General features: G+C 48.5%; 23 protein-coding genes and 2 pseudogenes. 15 read left to right on the forward strand and 10 right to left on the reverse strand.

Annotated elements, in window-relative coordinates; translation table 11 throughout:
* Positions 1-89: 89 nt before the first annotated feature.
* The gene (locus JOY44_RS27345) at positions 90-716 is read left to right on the forward strand and encodes a response regulator (protein ID WP_171576751.1); all 627 of its coding nucleotides are present in this window, start codon (positions 90-92) and stop codon (positions 714-716) included.
* 5 nt (positions 717-721) lie between these two features.
* On the opposite strand, the gene JOY44_RS27350 is transcribed toward JOY44_RS27345, so the two are convergent.
* The 6 genes and pseudogenes from JOY44_RS27350 to JOY44_RS27375 form a co-directional block, all read right to left on the reverse strand.
* A complete protein-coding gene (locus JOY44_RS27350) occupies positions 722-1,786 on the reverse strand; it encodes a DUF4331 family protein (protein WP_171576643.1) in 1,065 nt (354 codons plus the stop codon).
* A 20-nt stretch (positions 1,787-1,806) separates the two neighbouring features.
* Positions 1,807-2,097 carry a muconolactone Delta-isomerase family protein gene (locus JOY44_RS27355; RefSeq protein ID WP_171576644.1) on the reverse strand — a complete coding sequence of 97 codons (291 nt, stop codon included), beginning with the start codon at positions 2,095-2,097 and terminating at the stop codon, positions 1,807-1,809.
* A 10-nt stretch (positions 2,098-2,107) separates the two neighbouring features.
* A complete protein-coding gene (locus tag JOY44_RS27360) occupies positions 2,108-2,764 on the reverse strand; it encodes an SDR family NAD(P)-dependent oxidoreductase (protein ID WP_171576645.1) in 657 nt (218 codons plus the stop codon).
* A complete protein-coding gene (locus tag JOY44_RS27365) occupies positions 2,761-3,102 on the reverse strand; it encodes a putative quinol monooxygenase (RefSeq protein WP_203032196.1) in 342 nt (113 codons plus the stop codon). Before JOY44_RS27365 ends, JOY44_RS27360 begins: the two co-directional genes overlap by 4 nt.
* Before the next feature lie 143 nt (positions 3,103-3,245).
* Positions 3,246-3,422: pseudogene (locus tag JOY44_RS27370) on the reverse strand (response regulator transcription factor); the annotation flags it as partial.
* Between the two features lie 337 nt (positions 3,423-3,759).
* Positions 3,760-4,650, reverse strand: coding sequence for a helix-turn-helix domain-containing protein (locus JOY44_RS27375; protein WP_203032197.1), 891 nt, complete (start codon positions 4,648-4,650; stop codon positions 3,760-3,762).
* Between the two features lie 117 nt (positions 4,651-4,767).
* On the opposite strand from JOY44_RS27375, the gene JOY44_RS27380 reads away from it, so the two are divergent.
* On the forward strand, positions 4,768-5,448 hold the full coding sequence (locus JOY44_RS27380; RefSeq protein WP_171576649.1) for an isochorismatase family protein: 681 nt from the start codon (positions 4,768-4,770) through the stop codon (positions 5,446-5,448).
* Positions 5,449-5,556: 108 nt separating this feature from the next.
* On the opposite strand, the gene JOY44_RS27385 is transcribed toward JOY44_RS27380, so the two are convergent.
* Positions 5,557-6,483, reverse strand: coding sequence for a LysR family transcriptional regulator (locus JOY44_RS27385; RefSeq protein WP_171576650.1), 927 nt, complete (start codon positions 6,481-6,483; stop codon positions 5,557-5,559).
* An 87-nt stretch (positions 6,484-6,570) separates the two neighbouring features.
* On the opposite strand from JOY44_RS27385, the gene JOY44_RS27390 reads away from it, so the two are divergent.
* The 6 genes and pseudogenes from JOY44_RS27390 to JOY44_RS27415 all read left to right on the forward strand — a co-directional run.
* Positions 6,571-7,320, forward strand: a complete 750-nt coding sequence (locus tag JOY44_RS27390; protein ID WP_171576651.1) for an SDR family oxidoreductase — start codon at positions 6,571-6,573, stop codon at positions 7,318-7,320.
* Between the two features lie 103 nt (positions 7,321-7,423).
* The gene (locus tag JOY44_RS27395) at positions 7,424-7,933 is read left to right on the forward strand and encodes a helix-turn-helix domain-containing protein (RefSeq protein ID WP_171573305.1); all 510 of its coding nucleotides are present in this window, start codon (positions 7,424-7,426) and stop codon (positions 7,931-7,933) included.
* Complete coding sequence (locus tag JOY44_RS27400) at positions 7,927-8,496, forward strand: IS630 family transposase (RefSeq protein WP_171572047.1); 570 nt, start codon at positions 7,927-7,929, stop codon at positions 8,494-8,496. Before JOY44_RS27395 ends, JOY44_RS27400 begins: the two co-directional genes overlap by 7 nt.
* 23 nt (positions 8,497-8,519) lie before the next feature.
* Complete coding sequence (locus tag JOY44_RS27405; RefSeq protein WP_171576652.1) at positions 8,520-8,726, forward strand: SDR family NAD(P)-dependent oxidoreductase; 207 nt, start codon at positions 8,520-8,522, stop codon at positions 8,724-8,726.
* 123 nt (positions 8,727-8,849) lie between these two features.
* Positions 8,850-9,101, forward strand: coding sequence for an SDR family NAD(P)-dependent oxidoreductase (locus tag JOY44_RS27410; protein ID WP_171576653.1), 252 nt, complete (start codon positions 8,850-8,852; stop codon positions 9,099-9,101).
* Positions 9,079-9,234: pseudogene (locus JOY44_RS27415) on the forward strand (IS1 family transposase); the annotation flags it as partial. The gene JOY44_RS27410 and the pseudogene JOY44_RS27415, both read left to right, overlap by 23 nt.
* Positions 9,235-9,318: 84 nt before the next feature.
* Here JOY44_RS27415 and JOY44_RS27420 read toward each other — a convergent pair.
* Positions 9,319-10,443, reverse strand: a complete 1,125-nt coding sequence (locus tag JOY44_RS27420) for an aldo/keto reductase (protein WP_171576654.1) — start codon at positions 10,441-10,443, stop codon at positions 9,319-9,321.
* A 493-nt stretch (positions 10,444-10,936) separates the two neighbouring features.
* On the opposite strand from JOY44_RS27420, the gene JOY44_RS27425 reads away from it, so the two are divergent.
* The 5 genes from JOY44_RS27425 (at position 10,937) to JOY44_RS27445 (ending at position 15,352) form a co-directional block, all read left to right on the forward strand.
* Positions 10,937-11,590 (forward strand): isochorismatase family protein, encoded by a 654-nt coding sequence (locus tag JOY44_RS27425; protein ID WP_171576656.1) that lies wholly within the window; start codon positions 10,937-10,939, stop codon positions 11,588-11,590.
* A gap of 128 nt (positions 11,591-11,718) precedes the next feature.
* Positions 11,719-12,183: a hypothetical protein gene (locus JOY44_RS27430; RefSeq protein ID WP_171576657.1), complete on the forward strand. Its 465-nt coding sequence runs from the start codon at positions 11,719-11,721 to the stop codon at positions 12,181-12,183.
* Between the two features lie 135 nt (positions 12,184-12,318).
* Positions 12,319-13,263, forward strand: coding sequence for an NADP-dependent oxidoreductase (locus tag JOY44_RS27435; RefSeq protein ID WP_242541916.1), 945 nt, complete (start codon positions 12,319-12,321; stop codon positions 13,261-13,263).
* Positions 13,264-13,267: 4 nt separating this feature from the next.
* Positions 13,268-14,902, forward strand: coding sequence for an iron uptake porin (locus JOY44_RS27440; protein WP_242541917.1), 1,635 nt, complete (start codon positions 13,268-13,270; stop codon positions 14,900-14,902).
* Positions 14,903-15,166: 264 nt separating this feature from the next.
* The gene (locus tag JOY44_RS27445; RefSeq protein WP_171576659.1) at positions 15,167-15,352 is read left to right on the forward strand and encodes a recombinase family protein; all 186 of its coding nucleotides are present in this window, start codon (positions 15,167-15,169) and stop codon (positions 15,350-15,352) included.
* A 404-nt stretch (positions 15,353-15,756) separates the two neighbouring features.
* Here JOY44_RS27445 and JOY44_RS27450 read toward each other — a convergent pair whose 3' ends face one another.
* Together JOY44_RS27450 and JOY44_RS27455 are read right to left on the reverse strand one after the other, a co-directional pair.
* The gene (locus JOY44_RS27450) at positions 15,757-16,236 is read right to left on the reverse strand and encodes a MarR family winged helix-turn-helix transcriptional regulator (RefSeq protein ID WP_171576660.1); all 480 of its coding nucleotides are present in this window, start codon (positions 16,234-16,236) and stop codon (positions 15,757-15,759) included.
* Positions 16,237-16,242: 6 nt separating this feature from the next.
* A complete protein-coding gene (locus JOY44_RS27455; protein WP_171576661.1) occupies positions 16,243-17,397 on the reverse strand; it encodes an Acg family FMN-binding oxidoreductase in 1,155 nt (384 codons plus the stop codon).
* Between the two features lie 217 nt (positions 17,398-17,614).
* Here JOY44_RS27455 and JOY44_RS27460 point away from each other — a divergent pair, with 217 nt between their 5' ends.
* Together JOY44_RS27460 and JOY44_RS27465 are read left to right on the forward strand one after the other, a co-directional pair.
* Positions 17,615-18,151, forward strand: coding sequence for a GNAT family N-acetyltransferase (locus tag JOY44_RS27460; RefSeq protein WP_171576662.1), 537 nt, complete (start codon positions 17,615-17,617; stop codon positions 18,149-18,151).
* A 68-nt stretch (positions 18,152-18,219) separates the two neighbouring features.
* Positions 18,220-19,002, forward strand: a complete 783-nt coding sequence (locus JOY44_RS27465) for a DUF4037 domain-containing protein (protein WP_171576663.1) — start codon at positions 18,220-18,222, stop codon at positions 19,000-19,002.
* The last annotated feature ends 19 nt before the right edge of the window (positions 19,003-19,021 follow it).

Here is a 19,021-nt window from a genome sequence, read left to right on the forward strand (position 1 = left end):
GCAATGATCAACCACAAACAAAACATCGCAAAGCTCGAACTCCGTTTTCTCTATCAGACCGTTATCCTGCTAGCGCCCCCCAGTTAGCCATGAGTGATACCAACATTCGAGTCTTAATTGCCGATGACCACCCCGTGGTGAGATCGGGCTTAGCCATGATTATTGACTGTAGCGAAGGCATCGAAACGGTTGCCGAAGCCAGTACAGGAGTCGAAGCGGTCGAACTTTTTCGCCAACACCAACCCGATGTCGTGTTGATGGATTTGAAAATGCCAGAGATGGGCGGTGTGGAGGCGATCGCTGCCATTCGCCGAGAGTTTTCTGATGCCCACATTATTGTCTTGACTACCTACGACGGCGATGAAGATATCTATCGAGGACTGAGCGCTGGAGCCAGAGGTTACCTGCTCAAGAATGTCACTCATCAAACTTTAGTGGATGGGATTAGGCGTGTTCATGCAGGACAGAAATACATTCCGCCTGATGTCGGTGCCAGACTGGCAGAACGAATGAACAGTCCTCAGTTAACCGAGCGTGAACGGCAAGTGCTGCTGCTGCTGACAGAAGGCAAGTCAAACCAGGAGATTGCTGACGCACTCCACATCAGCGAAGGGACGATCAAGTTTCACGTCAATGGCATTTTGAGAAAACTGAATGTGAGCGATCGTACCCAAGCCGTTCTGGTTGCGCTCAAGCGAGGCATTACCAATCTGTGAGACTTTTACCCTTCCTGTCGGCTAGGAACGCTAACGGATGGTTGCGTCGGTAGCGGTCTAGCTGGAGCAATATAGGGAAATTCGGCTCTCAGATCACTGGGTGGCGGCACTTTGTTCTGAAGTAAGGTGTTGAAAAACAAGGTGTAAACAACCGTACCGAAATCATCTTGTAGTCTTCGCCCATTGATGCCCGCAAATCCAAAACCGGCTGGAAGCTGTGAGTCGAAGGGAAGCACATCTGGAAATAGCCAATTTGCTACCATCTGTCCATAACTTGCAGGTTCATCGGTACTGCCTGCAACGCGACAAATTTGAGTCACCAGATCCATTACTGGCTGAGCGAAGTTGTCATAGTCAGTATCCGGATCGGTGGAGTTGTAGAGTAATGATCCTGCGGGGTTGTCATTAAACGTTGCAGCAAAATTGGGCTTGCCGCAGCGATTCACCTGCGTCCAATGCCCGTGATCGTTGGCTGAAACCGTTGCATAGAAGCCAAACGGAGCAGTTGAAATGAGATCAAGGGGCAGTTCGGCAACGATCGCCAGCACATTAGTAGCCCCCGTTGTGCTGGCTCCAGTGCTAAAACTCTCTGGATTCCAGACGTTATTTTGAATGGCCTGATCGAGGCAAACACGGGCAGCAACCGCATCTAAAAAGAAGGGATCGCCTGCCAGTCCGACCCAAATACGTCCTACATTGGCAACAGTCGCAATTTCATTCATGGTTCCCAGTCCTAATGCTTCACCTGTAGCCCGAGGATCATGTGCTGCTTCGCCGCTCAGGTAGGTGAGCATCCAGGCTTGAGGAGCGACATCCCCCTGAAAAATGAATCTGAAGATAGCATCAGCTTTTGCATCCCCATTGGTATCAAAGCGAAATTCACAGGCTGTTTCGGGTCTAAAGGTATCCCACTGAGGTTGTCCAGTAAAAGGCGAAGGCAGTCCGGCGAGAGGACTGAGCGTCATAATAGCGACAATTGTTTTGGGAGTGTCACTATTGAACAAATAAATATCGCAGATGTTGATGCGGCTATCTTGTCGAGATTCTGGCGAATCAAAATGATGGCTCATAGGATTGTTTTAACTGATGGCTACTTGACGAAAAGTGCTTCGGTGCCTGTATACGGCAGTAAGGGAATGACTTCAAATTGCAGGACTCCTGCTTGTGCCATTGGCAACTGAGCAATCATTGCATTGACTTCTTCTAAATTGTTTGCCTCAAAGAGCAGCACAGCTCCACTTTTGTCGGCAATGTAATGGATGGAACGAAGATGATTGCTGGCGTAAAGCTCCCACGCCTTAGCGGCTTCTGGCTTCACGAAGGGTAAGACTTGTTCAATCTCAGTTCCAGCAGTGATGCGTCCGATGACTAGAAATTGCATTCAATTGACCTCACTGATAGACATATTCGACCTGCCAAGTTTCAGGAGTTTGGGTGTGTAGTTGCCAGTAGACAGCCGCGATCGCATCGGGATCAAATTTTGTTCCTGGTGCGATCTCTCCGCAAATGGTCACAGTCGCAATGTGAATGCCGTCTACTTTCAGTTCGTCTGCCAAACCTAAGGCAAGGTAACGGATTGCCGCTTTGCCGATCCCTAATGAAATCTGTTGGGGGCTAGGATAAAGCGCTAGTCCACCACCCGTCAGTAAAATGGTTCCACTTCGTTGATGTTGCATCTCAGGCAACACTTGTTGAATCGCAGTGATGACTCCTACCGCGTTAACTTTGAAGTCTTGCACTAACGTCTCGGCGGTCAAACTCATCACAGAATCTTGCTTGAGCAGGGCAGCATTGTAAACTAGGACATCAGGATGACCAAGCGTTTGATTGATTGCTGCAAAGGCTGTCGTGATCGAGTCAGGATCAGCCGCATCAACGCTAAATCCAGTTGCCTGAATTCCTACATCGCTCAAGGTTTTTGTATACTCAGCCAACGCTGCCGGGCGACGGGCTAAGAGTGCAAGTTGATACCCTTCTCGACCAAACCGTTGGGCGATCGCTAATCCTAACCCTGCTCCTGCCCCCACCAAAGCACAAACCTTGCTCATCGGCTCACCTCACTCCACAATGACACGTCGATCGGCGCAGCCAGTAAGGTATCCGACTTCGCGATGAACTGTTTGAAGTAGTCGGTTTGCTGATGAAAATTTAGAGCTGCCTGATTTTCCCAAACGACATAGAGCAGAATCGTCACCTGATCATCTACGGCTTGGTGCATGATGTAAAGCTGACATCCGGCTTCCTGGCGGCTCTGTTGAGCAATCTCATAAAGCTCGTTGTAGAGTGCTGTCTCCATCCCTGCTTGCGGCTTAAAGCGGGAGACTAGAACAATCGGTTCTTCCCTCATGTCGCGTTTTGTCTTGTCGATTTCGGTGGGATGACTCATGGCAGTCACACATGCGCTTATTCTATGAGGTTTAACTTAAGTTGCAAACTGCCTTCAATCCAGGCTTTAAACTAACCAAAAGGCAGTCTCAGATTTTGACTTTTTACTGAGGCATTTGCTTAACTTTTGGCTAGGCATGATTGCTACTCTAAGTGAGCTAGACCCCGTTTGAGAGCAGCGATGACGGCTTGGGTGCGATCGCTTACCCCTAACTTGTACAAAATATGGTTGATGTGAAATTTCACTGTCCCTTCAGAGACACTGAGAGCAGCGCTATTTTGATTGCTGTTGCCCCGCGCCAGCAGTTGCAGCACTGCCATTCTCGCTCCGTCGCCCTTGTGTAGCAACCCAATGAACCCGGAAATGCCTAACCAGGTGTTGGAGCGGATGTGAAGGTGATAGCGCTGAGCTTCGCTAAAAATGGTTTCACACCGCTCAGCTTAGCCGTTATGCCGCAGAGATGTCAGCCAAGGCGGCAGGTTAAAGGCTATCTGTTGGTATTCAGCGTCAAGTTATTTCAAGGTTGTTAGTGAGGAAGTAATTTGAAGGTTATCTTCCGTTCGGTATTAGATATTTGAAGGCGAGCGGTGAGAATGGTGTTTTGAGGTTATCGGTGAAGTGATAGACGCGAATCAAGCATCGTTTCTAGGGTGATTGCTAGTTGAAATCTTGACGATATTGGCTGGGGGTGCTTCCACAAATTTTGGAAAAACTGGTTGTGAAGTGGGATTGACTGGAGAAACCTATCTCTTGAGCAATTTCTGCAAGCGACTTTCTAGGATCTCTAAGCAAAGTCTTGGCTCTCTCAATTCTTTGCTGAATTACGAACTGATGAACCGACTGACCAACAGTATGTTTGAAGACGGCACATAGATGATTGACACTCATATTGCAGGCAGAAGCGATCGCTGCCAGAGGCAAGTCCTCGCCCAAGTGAGACTCAATGAAATCGATTGCATAAGCAACACGGGTATCATCGGGTTTTGACAACGCTGTCCTTTCTGCAACTTTTGCAGTTGAGTAATGCGTAACCAAATACATTGCCAGGCTGCGAGTCAACGCATCAATGTATGTCTTGCCATGCGGTGAACCCGCTTCTAGTTCAGATAGCAATTCTGTTGCCGAGGCAGAAAGAAAAGGCACGGATTTTACATCGTGTTCTATCAAACGAATAGAATCTGGATCGCCTTTGACGAGATCCTTGCTGACCTCCTTGATTAACAAAGGTGAGATAAACAGATTTGCCGCAGCAAAAGGGCTGAGCCATCGCCAGTGTTGTGAACAACCTGCGGGTGTAATTGCAACATCACCTTGACGCAGAACCATTGACTTCAGACGCTGATCATTCAGATTTTCATACTGAGTTTTGGGTAGCAGACTTACAAACAAAAGGTTTTCAGCCAGTCCAGGGACATTGATTTCACCGGGTAGGAGCGAGTGCTTCAGCAAAATAATGTCTTGCCAGCCTGCTACTTCGCTGTTTTGCTCTGGAGCATAGGGAACTTGATGGATAAATTGCCGGATCGAGACCAGATTTGAAGCTTGCATAACGTGAGTCATTTACAAAATCTCACTGCTCATAATCATATTTTTTTGAAAGACAAAGACTTGGCTTAACCATAAACTCAGATTTGAAGTACTTTCATCCATCAGATATTGACCAGTATGACAAGTCGTAATCCCTTCGCGGAACCATTGACACCCGATAACGCTGCAATGCTCTTGATTGACCATCAAGTGGGTCTTTTCCAATTTCTTCCCTCAGTTGAGCCACTGAAACTGAAGAACAACATCATTGCGCTCGCAAAAGTTGCCAAGCGCTTTAACTTACCAACGTTGCTGACCACTAGTTGGTCCCAGGGTCCCAACGGACCGACCATGCCAGAGTTGGTTGAACTGTTTCCTGAGCACGAAATTATTGAACGCGACACCGTAAAATTTTGGGATCATGCTCCTTCTGCGGAAGCAGTCGAAAAGATGAATCGCAAGAAGTTGATCATTGCTGCGCTAGACACCACTACTTGTCTCGCTTTTGCTGCAATTTACGGTGTCCAGCGAGGCTATGATGTTTACGCGGTGATGGATGCTTCTTCAACCTTTGATGAATTGAATCAACAGGCTGCGATGATGCGAATGTCGGCTGCGGGTGTGGTGGTAACAACCTGGATTCCGGTACTGGCTGAACTTGCCAACAACACCGTCAAGAATGGGTTTCACATTGCTGACTTACTGGCTGAACACACGGGCAGCTATCACGGTGCTTGGAGTAACTATACTGCGACTGCTAAGACAGCGGATCTCGTGCAATCACAGTTGAACGAGGCTCGAAAAGCATCGAGGTTGTAGAACATTGTGGCTCAGTTCTTGGATACATAGTGGAAATCCTAGGTGCCAACCTCCAGGATTCAGTGAGCATCAAATTAGTGGGAGTGCTATCGCTTGATTATTCCCGGCTTAACGTGTCTCAATTTTTTGAGAAATCGCTTTGATTGAACAGCGTAACCAACGATTTGCTTCATCTTGGTTGCTCAAAGCACTCCATAGCATCGAAACCATCCATGGTTTCGTTTTGACTGGAAGTTCAAAAATTGTCAAATTGCAGACCATTGCCAACCGGAGCGCAATGCGACGGGGAAGCGCTGCGACTAGATCACTAGACGCGATCGCAAACGGTAAAACCATCATATGCGGGGTTGTGAGTGCAATACGACGCTCTAAGTTTTGCTCACTCAATGCCTTGTCGATTTCGCCTATGGTATCTCGACGTAGGGTGGCAAGGGCATGAGAAAGCTGGGCAAAGAGTTCTAAACTCATGGTTCCCTGCTTAACAGCCGGGTGTCCTTGACGGGCAATTCCCACAAATCGTTCTTCAAAGATGGGTTCCCACTGGGTTTGTCGGGGTGGATCGGGAAAAACACCCAATGCCACATCGATTATCCCCTGTTCTAGTAAATCTCCAACGCTGTCCTTCTCAAATCCAATCATCTGAAAGTTGATTGATGGAGCTGCTTGATGACTAAACTCTAGCAGCGGTGGCACTAGGACAAAGCTACTGTAGTCTGAACTGCCAATGGCAAAGGTGCGGTCGCTAGAAGTTGGCTCAAAGGCCTGACTTTGGGTAACGGTTTGGCGAATCTGTTGCAATGCTGCCAAGATACTTGGGGCGATTGTCTGGGCTTTGAGCGTCGGTTGCATCTGTCCCCCTAACCTGACAAACAATTCATCTTCAAACAAAACACGCAGACGACTGAGCGCTGCACTCATAGCAGGCTGTCCCATCTGAAGCTGCTCGGCAGCTTTAGTAACGCTGCGCTGTTCCAGGAGAGCTTCAAAGGCAACCAACAAGTTCAAGTTGATCGCAGCCAGATTCATCGATTTCATTGATGTTATTTATCTAAAATATCGGCTTGTTCAATAGTTTAGGGGTTGTTACGGTAACGGTACAGCCAACTCACTCAGAGGAATTTGATGACTATGACGCAGAAAGTTGCCGTAATCACGGGCAGTCACAAAGGATTAGGCTATGCGATCGCTCGCCAGTTAGCCCAGCAAGAGAATATTCAGGTTGTGCTGACGAGTCGTAAGGAGCAAGATGGTCTATCCGCTCAACAGCGCCTATTGAGCGAAAATATTCAAGTAGATTTTCATTCTCTGGATGTCACGAGCGATGCAAGTGTGCAGCAGTTCACAACCTGGTTGCAGCAGGCTTATGGCAGAGTCGATATTTTGGTCAACAATGCAGGTGTCAACCTAACGGTGCAGCCAGAAGAAGCCAGTCTGCTTACGGTTCAGATGGAAACGATGCTGGCAACCTTTACAACCAATGTTTTAGCCGTTGCTCGAATAACCCAGGCTCTAATGCCATTGATGAGAGCGCAAAACTATGGACGGATCGTAAATGTGTCTACTGAAATGGCTTCCCTCACGTCTATGGGCAGCGATTACTATCCGTTGGCTCCGTCGTATCGCCTTTCCAAAGTTGGGCTGAATGGACTGACGGCGCTCTGGGCGAAGGAACTCCAAGGCACCAATATTTTAGTAAATGCATACTCTCCTGGCTGGATGCAAACTGACATAGGTGGACCTAATGCGCCGTTCACAGCCGATGAAGGCGCTGAAACTGCCGTGTATCTAGCAACGCTTCCACAGAATGGTGCCCAGGGTAAGTTTTTTGCGGAAATGCGGAAGTTTGGGGGCGCAGTGGCGCTACCTTGGTAATCAATTTTGAACCGAAGACAAAACGCTACTACAGTGATACCAATTTAAATTGAGTAAGCGGCAAATGGACTAGACTGAGCGGAGTTGTTTGGAGAGTCTAGTCATGGCAGGTGTAACGTCAATAGACGTGAAAGAAAGTTTGGATGACTTAGCTCAACAGTTGCGGCAAGCCGAAACGCCAAGCGCTAAAGAACGATTGCAAGTGCTCTACTGGTTGAAACAAGAGAATGCGCCGAGCATTAGTGCGATTGCCAAAGCGGTCGGGAAACATCGAAACACGGTGCAAAGCTGGCTATTGATGTATCGCACTGGAGGAGTGGGGGCGATGCTAGAAATCAAGAAATCGCCGGGGGGAGTGCGAGTGATACCCCAATGGGCAGAGGATGCTTTGGCAAAGCGGTTACGACAGAGACACGGCTTTCAAAGTTATGGAGCAGTACAACAGTGGTTGGCAGAAACCTTGGGAGTAGAAGCGGAGTATCACGCGGTCTACCAAATGACCCGCTATCGGCTCAAAGCCAAGCTAAAGGTTGCTCGTCCTCAAAATTGCCAGCAGGATAGTGAACAGCGATCTGCTTTTAAGCAAACCTCAAGGGCGACCTCAGCTTGCTGAGTCAGTATGCTCGCCACCGGGGGCAGGATGAACGTCCCATTCGCTATTTTGCTCAGGATGAGAGTCGTTTTGGACTGCATACTCTGATGGGACGATTGATCACGGCGTGTGGCATCAAACCGATTGGGCAGTGGCAGTGGTTGTTCAAAGCGTTCTGGCTCTACGGGGCGGTTGAACCTGCCACGGGAGAGTCCTTTTTTCTGCAATTTTCTCATGTTGATACCGAGTGTTATCAACGATTCTTGAATGAATTTTCCAACGCTTATCCGGATAGTCTGAACGTCTTGCAAGTGGATAACGGGCGGTTTCACAAGGGTAAAGCGTTGGTGGTGCCAGAGAACATCATCTTGTTATTCCAACCGCCTTACTGCCCTGAGCTAAATCCTATTGAGAGGTTGTGGGAACATCTCAAGGCAAGTTTGAAGTGGGCTGCGTTCAAAACGCTCGACCAACTACAAGTCAAAATCGATCAACTCCTGGCTGAGTTAACACCACAAGTAATTGCTTCTCTCACAGGTTATTCCTTTATCCTGGATGCCCTATCTGCCTTGAATACTGTTTAAATTGGTATGAGAAGAAATCTACGATGACTCCAACTGAAGAACAAAATTTGGCGATCGCCGAACGGTTATGGTTTAACGGTGCGAGTATTGCCATTACCTATGCTGGGAATCGAGAAAAGGCGGAAGCCGTTATCGAAACTATCAAAAAGAATGGGATGCACGCGATCGCCATTCAAGCAAACCTCAGCCACACGGATGAAGTTACAAAGCTGTTTGACGCAGCCCAGTAGCAGTTTGGCAGCCTCGATATTCTTGTCAACAATGCTGGAACTGGAGTGGGCGGTACTGTTGCCGAACAGATGAAGCTGCGTTTGACAAGTGTTTGAGCTAAACGTGAAAGGCACTTTTTCTGAATGAAACAAGCTGCCAATCGCCTCAACCTAAACGGGCGAATTATGAACATCTCCAGTGGTCTCGTGGTGCGTCCCATCCCAGAATTCAGCTTGTATTGCACCAGCAAAGCCGCGATCGAGATGATGGGGAAAGTGCTATCGATGGAAGTGGGCGATCGCAGCATCACCGTCAACACGGTTTCACCGGGACCAATCGACACTGAAATGTTTGGTAATTCGGGCGATGATCTCAAAGCGGCGGCTGACGATTGAGTGTGATGAATTGTGGTCCTTTGTAGACAACAAGAAGAACAAGCAGTGGGTCTGGTTAGCACTTGATGCAGATACTCGTGAGATTGTGGGTGTTTACATTGGCGCACGGGATGAGGCGGCAGCGGCGTCGCTGATGAAGAAGGGGACAGCGAGGGTCGTGATTGCGAATAGTGTTTTCATGGCAGTTCCTCCTTGAGGGAAGGGTTGTTTAATGTGGTTATGAAGCTGCTTCGACCTTTGCACTAACCCCTGGACGACTGCCTTTGACCAGCACGGGAGCGGGATAACTGGCGGGCTTGTCTCCCACCGTCGCGCCGCCGTTAATCATGCCCTGATGACTATCGGTGAAAAAGCTATAAGGAAACGGTCTTTCAGGCTCGCTCACTGCATCAAGACGGGTGAGCAGTTCTACAGGGATGCTAAAGTCGAGTGCCTGTAAATTGTCTTGAAGCTGGGTGAGTTTGGTCGCGCCAATGATTACCGAGGACACGCTAGGGCGATTCACCACCCAATTAACGGCGACTTGCGCCATACTCCGACCAATTTTGCCTGCAACCTCTTCTAGTTCGGTCACGATACGGAAATTACGCTCGTTGAATTTATCGAAGGCAGAGTTGCCAGAACCCGCGACCGTGGCTAGCCTTCCTGCGCCTGTAGCGCCTTGCTGTGAGGGTTTGTATTTGCCGGAGAGCAGACCACTCGCCAAAGGTGACCAGACCATGATGCTGGTACCAAGGGTTTGGGCCAGAGTGGTAAATTCATGCTCAATGTTTCGTTCAACGAGTGAATACTCAAGCTGAGCCGTAGCGAAGCTTTCCAACCCACGTTCTTTGGCAATTGTCTGCGCTTGCGCGATGTACCAAGCAGGCGCATCGGAAATGCCCACATAACGCACTTTGCCTGAACGCACGAGATCATCGAGAGTACGCACCACCTCTTCAGCGGGGGTGACGCGATCCCATGTGTGGAGGAGGTACAGGTCAATGTAATCCGTGTTCAGCCGTTGGAGAGAACCTTCCACTGCACGTAGTATATTCTTGCGCCCATTGCCGCCACTATTGGGATTACCGGGCTGCCCGTTATAGCTGAATTTAGTCGCGATCACGGACTTGTCCCGTGATTTGGAATCGGTGATGAACTGACCGAGCATACGTTCACTATTACCGTTGGTGTAAAGGTCGGCGGTGTCGATGAAATTACCGCCTGCCTCCAAATAGGCATCAAAAATCTGGCGGGACTGGGCGGTATCTGAACCCCATCCCCAATCATCACCGAAGGTCATAGTACCAAGGGCGAGACGGCTGACTTTGAGTCCGGTATTCCCTAGTGTGAAATACTGCATGACGGTTGTCCTTTGGTTGGTGATTTGGTTATACACTGAACACAAATTCTGTGAATAAGCAAAGATTTGGCACAATTTGCGGAAGAGTGGCACGATTTTGCGAAGCCAGAATACGCAAGTGTTTTAAGCTTTCAACCCACTTCTAGCTACTACCGCTTAGACACAGCTCATCCCAGACTGTTAGAGGCTGGAATGCTTACGCAGATTCACATGAACCAATTGCGCCATCGATTTACAAATTGCGCCATATTTTTTGCTCATTCACAACAGGGTTTTCCTGAAAGTTCGGGATTGGGCGCAATCAGTACTATACAAGCTTCGGCTTAAACTGAACTCAACGAAAGTTAGGAATACATTCATAACTTTCGTTAATCAGTGGACTCAACTTATAACCTAAGCATTCCAACCGCAAGACTAGCGACAGATCGAGAGTACCCGATTAAGCTGTTGCTCAATTGCAATTTCACAACCGCCAAGGCAAGGAGATACAGCAATGACCTATGAAATGCTTTCGGCAGATAACGCTTGTGCTTTATTAGTTGATCATCAGGCAGGGTTGATGCTGTTTACCGGAGATATCGATCCGGTGCATTTGAGAAACAATTCCATTGCCCTGGCAAAGGTTTTGAAGCTACATAACATTCCGGTTGTTTTGACAGCAGCAGCAATGGGTCCAATGGGTCCTATCGGTCCAATCATCCCAGAAATTCGAGAACTCTTTCCTGATGTTGAGCCGATTTATCGCACCAAAATCAACTCATGGCATGACGATCGCATCCGGGGCGCGATCAAGGCAACGGGTCGCAAGAAAGTCATCGCCGCCGGAATCACGGCTGATTTCTGCATCGGGATTCCGGCTAAAACAATGGCAGCAGAGGGTTACGACGTGCGTTTGGTAATGGATGCGTCGGGCAATTATTCCGAAATGGTGTTGCACGCCTCGATCGCCAACTTAACGCAGGCTGGAGTTAAGGTTTCCAATTGGCTCAGCGTCGCCTGTGAACTACAACAGGATTGGGCGATCGAACGCACCGCTAAAGGTTTGCTAGAAATTTACCAGCAGCATCTACCACAGTGGGGAATGCTAGAAATCACCCAAAACACCTGGAAGTCGATGCAGAATCAGCCCACTGGCACAACTAAGTAGCTGGGTTCAATCAAAGGTAAACGTAGCGCAGGCATCCCGGTTGTTAATCAGATGTCAGTGCTACTGTTTCCTTAGAAATTGCGCTAGTAGCACGTCAGAATCTAAGCACTGAACTGAAGAATGCCGCTATGTCTAAGAAACGACTTGCTAAAGGGTTGCTAGCTGTGGCTGCCCTTTCAACCTTGATCATTCCAATCGTCACCGATGCCGTTTTTCTGACGAATGCACACATGAATAATCCTGCTTGGTTGCCTCACGCAAAACTGCATTGCGCGATGTCATTTTTTGCGGCTGCTTCTTTAGGACTTGCCGCGTTAGCCATTCTAAAAGTTCGTCCTGTAAGCGATCGCTTTTCGATGGGACTTGCCGCGTTTCTTGGCTCTGCATTTTGGATCGGGCTAATCGCCTCTGGTCTGCTGCCGGGAACCTCTTATGGGTTTCTCAATGATCCGGTTTTGGGCAACGTGACTGCACCTCAAGTTGGCGGTATCTCGATTTATCCGAACGTGATGGCAGCTGTAGTTACCATTGCGATCGCGCTAGCAGGCTACTGGTTCGCGAATCAGGCAGAGTCAGCCAATCAATACCGATGAAATGTAGCGATCGCTTTGATTAACTTATTCAACTATAGCGGTTTTCTGTCGGATGAGGTACGGGCAGAATAATAGAGAGCAAGGGTTTGAGCCTTTAGTTTGTACCTCACAGGAGCCGGAAACGCTATAATAAAAATGACGAATGAAATGAAAGCGGTTCAAATTCATACGTATGGCAACCCTGATGTCCTGGTCTATGAAGATGCAGCGCGACCAGAACCTAAAGCCGATGAAGTCTTGATTCGAGTTCATGCCGCAGGTGTCAACCCAGCCGACTGGAAAATTCGTCAGGGCTTTTTGCAAGACAAGTTTCCGTTTCCCATGCCGCTAATTTTAGGCTATGACGTAGCAGGCGTGATTGAAGCGATCGGAGCAAATGTCACTACTCTGAAACCTGGAGAGCCGGTGTTTGCCATGCTGCCCTTAAATCAATTAGGTGCCTACGCAGAATATGTGGTTGCTCAAGCCGCGATCGTTGCTCCCAAACCAGCCGCTCTTGATTTCATCACGGCGGCTGGCATTGCCAGTATTGCTCTGACCGCTTGGCAAGCGTTGTTTGATTTAGCGCAACTGCAAGCAGGACAAACCATTTTGATTCATGGTGCATCTGGTGGAGTGGGCAGTTTCGCCGTCCAGTTTGCCAAATGGAAAGGTGCCACTGCGATCAGTACAGCATCAACCAATAACATTGAATTAATTCAACAGTTGGGGGTTGATCAAGCGATCGACTACAAAACAGAACGCTTTGAAGACAAAGTTTCTAATGTTGATGTGGTGCTGGATACGATCGGCAAAGAGACACGAACACGCTCCTGGCAAGTGCTGAAATCGGGTGGAATTCTAGTTTCAACGGAAGGAGCGGCAGAACCCGTTGAATCGCCCAATCCAGAAATTCGCGGCGTTCCCATCTTTGCTGAACCGAAAAATTTGGCTCAACTGCAACAGATTGGACAACTGATCGACCAGGGACAGATTCAGCCGCCTACAGTAGAACCCTTGCCGCTGGTAAAAGCCGCAGAGCTTCATGATGCGCTGCAAAACCAGCATCGGCGTGGCAAGTTTGTTTTGCAGGTGGTGTAACGGTATGAACTTCTGGTGCTGGTTAAGCTTATTGTTTTCAGATATTCGTTGGTCGCTTGTCAGCAGCTCTGGTATCTTTAGCGTCGTGACGCAAATCAGCATCATGCTAGCTGCACTACCCGCAGCGGCAAGTGAGCCGCTAGATCAGATAGAAGCTCCATTAATGGATGCCTTTCAAGTCACCTCAGTTTCACAACTCGCCGATGTGCAGCCGACTGATTGGGCATTTTTGGCGCTCCAGTCCCTGGTAGAGCGGTATGACTGCCTTGCAGGCTATCCCGAAAGCCTTTCAGGCACGCTTCGCGAACAAACTTTTCGCGGCAGTCAAGCCCTTACTCGCTACGAGTTCGCGGCTGGGTTGAATACTTGCTTGGAGCGCGTTAGCGAGTTGCTGGCAACTAATACTCAAAGCCTGGTCTCCCGAGAAGATCTGGCTGTATTCCAGCGATTGCAGGAAGAGTTTGCGGCGGAATTGGCAACGCTGCGAGGGCGAGTTGGAACGTTGGAAACGCGGACGGCAGAACTAGAAGTCCGTCAGTTCTCCACCACAACGAAGTTAACTGGACAAGTGATTGCTGCTGTGACTGGCGGTAGCTTTAGTGGCGATCGGATTCTTGCGCCTACAGGCGCGATCGTTGCAGAGGAAGATCCCAATGCTACTGTCATTTACCGAACATCTATATTCTTCAACACCAGTTTTCAGGGCACCGACCAATTGCAGGTGCGCCTGGTTGCTGGCAGCGAGGGTGCCAACGACAATGCTGCCGGGTTCTTGGAGCCGAACTTTGGAAGTGTGCTCGACTTTTCGGTTCCGGGTCGCTCTCAGTTTGCCCTTGGTCGATTGTTCTACACCTTTACTCCCATTAGGGATGTCAGTGTGACGTTGGGTCCGCAAATTGTTGCTACGGATTATGTCGACCGCAATAGATATGCGAACACCAGCTTTCTCGACTTTTCAACTCAAGCTTTGATCAACAACTTTCCGCTGTTTCCCCGCTCGGTTGGAGCAGGCGCAGTGCTCGATTGGCATCCAGAGAGAAGTGCTTTCAAACTACGAGCGGTTTACGTAGCGGGTAACGCTGCCAGTTTCAACACAAATGGTCAGCGGTATATTGAAGGTCCTCAAGCCCCTGCCTTGCTGTTCCCTAATCGTGGTGGCAGTGGTGGATTGTTTGGCGATCCCTATCTGGGAATTATTGAGTTGGAGTACGTTCCTTCTACGGCGTTCACGCTCCGGCTTCAATATAGTGGTGGAAAATTTTTGGAAAGTCGGTTTGATGTGTTTGGGGCAAACGTTGAGGTATCGCTATCAAAACAGGTTGCTTTGTTTGGTCGTTACGGCAACGGGACTTACCTGAACACCACCGTCGGAAACCTTAACCCCCAATATTGGATGGCAGGAATTGCATTTCGAGATTTGTTCATGCCGAGTGCATTAGCCGGAATTGCGGCGGGTCAGCCACTGATCGAAAGTAATGTTGGGAATGCAACTCAGACGAATTTTGAAGCATTCTACAACCTTCCCATCAATGACAATGTTCGCATCACACCGTTAGTTCAAGTGATTACAGATGCCGGTAATCAGGGTAGCAATGGTCCGATCATCACCGGAACCATAAGAACTGTGTTTTCTTTTTAAAGTCTTCTAGACATCGGCACAAATTACATGTCAATCAAACGACCGGATACCGTTGGCGAACTCCGATTGGGATCACATTCCTCTGCTTGAGCTGTAAATTTCCGAATTCTTGTGCACTAATTCTTCAACGCTATTTTGCACTTTGAGTCAATTTTCTTCGGCTCACCCTGACAAATAGGGTTGATTCCAATTCATCTGTTAAATGACTAGGAATTTCAGGCGTTGACTGAGAGGGAAAATACCGCCAAAAAGAGTGTACTCTATTTGTCATCCTCTTCCCGCCTCACCATGGCCCGCTTGATCGCGTGTTATCTTCGGGTCTCTTCTCGCACCCAGAAAACGGATAGCCAGAAAGCCGAAATTGCGCAATGGCTAATTCGCCACAGGCACGAGCAAGCATCCGTGCAGTGGTTTGAAGATAAGGAATCTGGCAAGACTTCTCTTGAATAGTTGCTCGTTTCGCAACTATTCAAGCTCTACAAGCCTATTAGTAAAATTGATGATTTACCTGACTGGTTAGCAATTTTGGTGAGAATTGATTCTTCTATAACACCTATGGCCCTTTCTTATACGAATTGTTGCCATACGCCAAGCAGACGAAGCAGTTCAGGTTGTTGCATAGCAGCATGATGGATAACACCCTAGGTTAGAATGTTATCCATCATAAATGACCGATAACATCGTTTATTTCCAGAATTAACCATCAGATGTGAAGGTTAACACCCCGAGAACTCGAACTTAACCTGCGAAGTTTCTGTTTAATTTCTTAAGAAGAGAGTATTATCCCGTAGAACCGCCAGATAATTCTGAGGAAAGTGGGTGCTTATCTAGCAGGTTTGACGTTGAATACATAGTTATGCTTCATTATTGTTGCCTACCACTGTATCTCTATGATCGTCCAGCCAATTTTTTAAGCGAAACAAAGAGTGGTGTATCGCGTCGATCTCTTCAGGACTCCATTCTGAAAAGATGAGTTGGGCATCGGGCAGGATGCAGGAGATCGCCTTCTGGTGTGCTTCCAGTCCTAGTGCTGTGATGGAGTGATATTTAACACGCTTATCCTCCTGACTTACCTGGACATCTAAGTAGCCCTTCTTAATTAGATGCTGCACCGTTTTTGTAATGGCGGGTTGATTTGCCTGAAACGCTGAGGCAAGTTGCGTGATGGTACGAGCCTGCCGTGGATCGCGGCTGAAATGGTTCAGCATGGTAAATTGCGGCAACGGCAAACTACTCTCAGTCATTAATTGATTGAACCGCGCGGTGGTTAACTGGTTTGCCACCCCAATCCAAATCAGCACTTGTTTTAGTTTTTCAGGATCATGACAACTCATAGCTTTTTAGGTTAGCAGCAAATCTTGCAAATCTCGACGAGGTGAAGGATCGGGTTGCTCCACGTACCCCAATCGCATCAGCATTTGCATCGTGTGTCCTTTAGGAATACCGAGCATCGCCAAAACCCCTTGTTGCAATGATTGCATCTCTGCATACTCCTGGAGAACCTGACTCATGGGATGCGTGGCAACTCCCAGTGCTGTCGCTTTGAGATTGAGCCGCGCATAGGCACGACCGACGGCTAGCTGAGTTGAGCGAGTGTTATTACTCGTGGTCATCCAGGCAAAAGCAGGCGTTGCTTCTGCCATATCCCGATACATCGTCACTCCCGATTGAAACGCCTCGGACGTTGGATCAGCGAGCTTTTCTCGGTTCACCATGCCCAATAAACGCCCCCATCCAATCGGCGCTCCGGTCAAATCAATTCCATTGCGATGTTGATTAACTTCCTGCGCTCCAATCCGCATCACGTTCACACTTTCCTGGTATGTACGTGGCGTTCGTAGCTCAATTTCCATGCCCGATTGCACTACTCCTTGCAATCCCAGGACTCGCGGTTGATCTGTGGCAACAGTGAGTTTGCAATCAGGATCAGTGTAGGCAGTGGTTAAACCTTGTCCATGTTCAACTCGTAGTGGTCTCGTCGTATCAAAGGGAACTTTGGCACTGCGTCGTTGCAGAATCTGCTGAAAGAGTGGATCTGGCTCTCGATCTGCGTCTGAAATGAGCCGAATTGAGGCGACAGGTCTGCCGTCAATGCGATCGCCAAACTCACCCTTTGGAAAGTAGGTAATCTCAGTCCGATGACCTGCCGCACTGGCGGCTAGATCCAACAATTCTAGAAACGCCCCGTGCCCAATCAAAATCTGGCGAGAGAATGGATCGGTTTCGGGCAGCAACCGAGTGCGATCGCAATACAGGTCAATTTGTCTAGGCTGTCGTAGGTCAACAATCCACGGCTGCATATTGTGGGGATTGGGAGCCAGCATTGCGTACGACAACACGCGCTTGCGAATATCTGAATCAGTTGACTCGACTTTAGACCAGGCAGCGATCGCAGTCGATGGCATCTTGTCTAGATCGATTACCGCCCTGCCTGCTGCCACAATTACGGCTGTAGTCCCTGCCATCAGAATAAAGTTACGTCGAGAAAGCATCATAAAACCCAAAAAATATTCCTAGGAATATATTAACATTCCTAGGAATATTGTAAAGGGCCATTTTCTCACCCTGAAATCGGATGAAAGGTATGCTTAGTCTGTGGTGATAACCGCATAACAAATCGCTGAACCGGAACGAAACGTGAGCTATTTGTTGAGTCGCAAAGGTTATCACCGTCCGGTTAGCTCAGTCGTTAGTTGTCTTTCCTAACAGAGAATGGATTACATTATAAGAAAGGCGAATCTTGATGACCGGGAGGCAATCGAACTGCTCATCGCAGAGTCGGCCCGAGGCTTAAGCCGAGAAGATTATTCCGAGCAGCAAGTCGAATCCGCAATCAGAACAGTTTTCGGTGTCGACACCGACCTTATTGTTGATAGCACGTATTTCGTTGCTGATAGCTTCGGTATGTTGATCGGCTGCGGTGGGTGGAGTAAGAGAAGAACCCTTTTCGGCGGTGACCGGTTTGCGAGCAGAGACTCCAGCGAGCTTGACCCGAGGGTCGAGGCGGCTAGGGTTCGGGCGTTCTTCGTACATCCAGAGCACGCGAGGAGGGGGATAGGGCGCGCGATCCTCTCGTTGTGTGAAAGTGTGGCGAGAACTAACAGCTTCCGGTCAATTGAGCTAATGGCGACGCTCCCCGGGGTTAAGATGTACAGAGCTTGTGGTTATGAAGGCAGCGAACGAGTTGAATACCGGATTGGAGAGGGTATGAGCATTGAGTTTGTGCCAATGCAGAAAGAGTTGCAATAAGACCATGATGGACAACGTTAGCCTGCTGTACGCTACATTGTTTCGGTAGAAGAACTTATATCCTCAACATGACTGAACACAGCGCATGGCGAATTTCGTTGGCTCACAAAATCGCTCCTGCTTTCACAGCTAATCCCAAGGTCGAAGCGTGTTTCGTATTTGGCTCGGCAGCTTTAGGTATTTCAGACCAGTATTCTGACCTTGAATTAGCATTTATCTGGTCACAATTGCCATCCGCCGAAGAACTGGGAACAGTAGCACAAAAAGTTGGTGTCAAAGGATGGGAAATTGAGCCGTACGGAGAAGCTAAACAGGCCTGGTTGGAGCAGTTTTACATATACGGCATGAAAATCGAAGCAGGTCATTGGGCACGAGAGACAATGGACAACATCGTGATTGATGTTGTTGAGCATTACGATGTGTCGCACAACGGGCTTTTGTTTGAGAAGCAAGCGATCTCATCTCATCTTCAACGTGCAGTGGTTCTTCAGGGCGAAGACATGATTAAACAGTGGCAAACTCAGCTTTCTCCGTATCCTGAAGAACTTGCAGTTGCAATGGTTCAGAAGCATCTGAAGTTTCGCCCGTTTGATGGTCAACATATCTTGACCGAGCGCCTTGAGATCCCGATGCTGTATGAGAACAACTGCGCCATTGTGCGATGGCTGCTCAACATATTGTTCGGGCTGAACCGCATTTATCATCCTGGTTTTAAGTGGACACGTTACTTTGTTGAAGAAATGAACATTAAACCGCCTGAGTTTTTTGTGCGGTTAGAGCGTGTTTTTCGATCGGATGCTGCAAGTGGGACCCATGAGTTGCGACAACTTGCGGAGGAGGTAGTGCCCTAAAGGTAATGATACCTGCAAT

It is taken from the genome of Leptolyngbya sp. Cla-17 (genome assembly GCF_016807185.1).
GTDB lineage: Bacteria > Cyanobacteriota > Cyanobacteriia > Leptolyngbyales > Leptolyngbyaceae > ULC077BIN1.

Excerpts from the sequence above, each read along its gene's own strand:
- JOY44_RS27390 (WP_171576651.1), top strand. The coding sequence starts at position 6,571 with ATGACTATGACGCAGAAAGTTGCCGTAATCACGGGCAGTCACAAAGGA.
- JOY44_RS27345 (WP_171576751.1), top strand. The coding sequence starts at position 90 with ATGAGTGATACCAACATTCGAGTCTTAATTGCCGATGACCACCCCGTG.
- JOY44_RS27455 (WP_171576661.1), bottom strand. The coding sequence starts at position 17,397 with ATGATGCTTTCTCGACGTAACTTTATTCTGATGGCAGGGACTACAGCC.
- JOY44_RS27350 (WP_171576643.1), bottom strand. The coding sequence starts at position 1,786 with ATGAGCCATCATTTTGATTCGCCAGAATCTCGACAAGATAGCCGCATC.
- JOY44_RS27420 (WP_171576654.1), bottom strand. The coding sequence starts at position 10,443 with ATGCAGTATTTCACACTAGGGAATACCGGACTCAAAGTCAGCCGTCTC.
- JOY44_RS27425 (WP_171576656.1), top strand. The coding sequence starts at position 10,937 with ATGACCTATGAAATGCTTTCGGCAGATAACGCTTGTGCTTTATTAGTT.
- JOY44_RS27410 (WP_171576653.1), top strand. The coding sequence starts at position 8,850 with ATGAAACAAGCTGCCAATCGCCTCAACCTAAACGGGCGAATTATGAAC.
- JOY44_RS27355 (WP_171576644.1), bottom strand. The coding sequence starts at position 2,097 with ATGCAATTTCTAGTCATCGGACGCATCACTGCTGGAACTGAGATTGAA.
- JOY44_RS27385 (WP_171576650.1), bottom strand. The coding sequence starts at position 6,483 with ATGAAATCGATGAATCTGGCTGCGATCAACTTGAACTTGTTGGTTGCC.
- JOY44_RS27395 (WP_171573305.1), top strand. The coding sequence starts at position 7,424 with ATGGCAGGTGTAACGTCAATAGACGTGAAAGAAAGTTTGGATGACTTA.
- JOY44_RS27375 (WP_203032197.1), bottom strand. The coding sequence starts at position 4,650 with ATGCAAGCTTCAAATCTGGTCTCGATCCGGCAATTTATCCATCAAGTT.
- JOY44_RS27440 (WP_242541917.1), top strand. The coding sequence starts at position 13,268 with ATGAACTTCTGGTGCTGGTTAAGCTTATTGTTTTCAGATATTCGTTGG.
- JOY44_RS27460 (WP_171576662.1), top strand. The coding sequence starts at position 17,615 with ATGGATTACATTATAAGAAAGGCGAATCTTGATGACCGGGAGGCAATC.
- JOY44_RS27380 (WP_171576649.1), top strand. The coding sequence starts at position 4,768 with ATGACAAGTCGTAATCCCTTCGCGGAACCATTGACACCCGATAACGCT.
- JOY44_RS27435 (WP_242541916.1), top strand. The coding sequence starts at position 12,319 with ATGACGAATGAAATGAAAGCGGTTCAAATTCATACGTATGGCAACCCT.
- JOY44_RS27430 (WP_171576657.1), top strand. The coding sequence starts at position 11,719 with ATGTCTAAGAAACGACTTGCTAAAGGGTTGCTAGCTGTGGCTGCCCTT.
- JOY44_RS27405 (WP_171576652.1), top strand. The coding sequence starts at position 8,520 with ATGACTCCAACTGAAGAACAAAATTTGGCGATCGCCGAACGGTTATGG.
- JOY44_RS27360 (WP_171576645.1), bottom strand. The coding sequence starts at position 2,764 with ATGAGCAAGGTTTGTGCTTTGGTGGGGGCAGGAGCAGGGTTAGGATTA.
- JOY44_RS27450 (WP_171576660.1), bottom strand. The coding sequence starts at position 16,236 with ATGAGTTGTCATGATCCTGAAAAACTAAAACAAGTGCTGATTTGGATT.
- JOY44_RS27365 (WP_203032196.1), bottom strand. The coding sequence starts at position 3,102 with ATGAGTCATCCCACCGAAATCGACAAGACAAAACGCGACATGAGGGAA.
- JOY44_RS27465 (WP_171576663.1), top strand. The coding sequence starts at position 18,220 with ATGACTGAACACAGCGCATGGCGAATTTCGTTGGCTCACAAAATCGCT.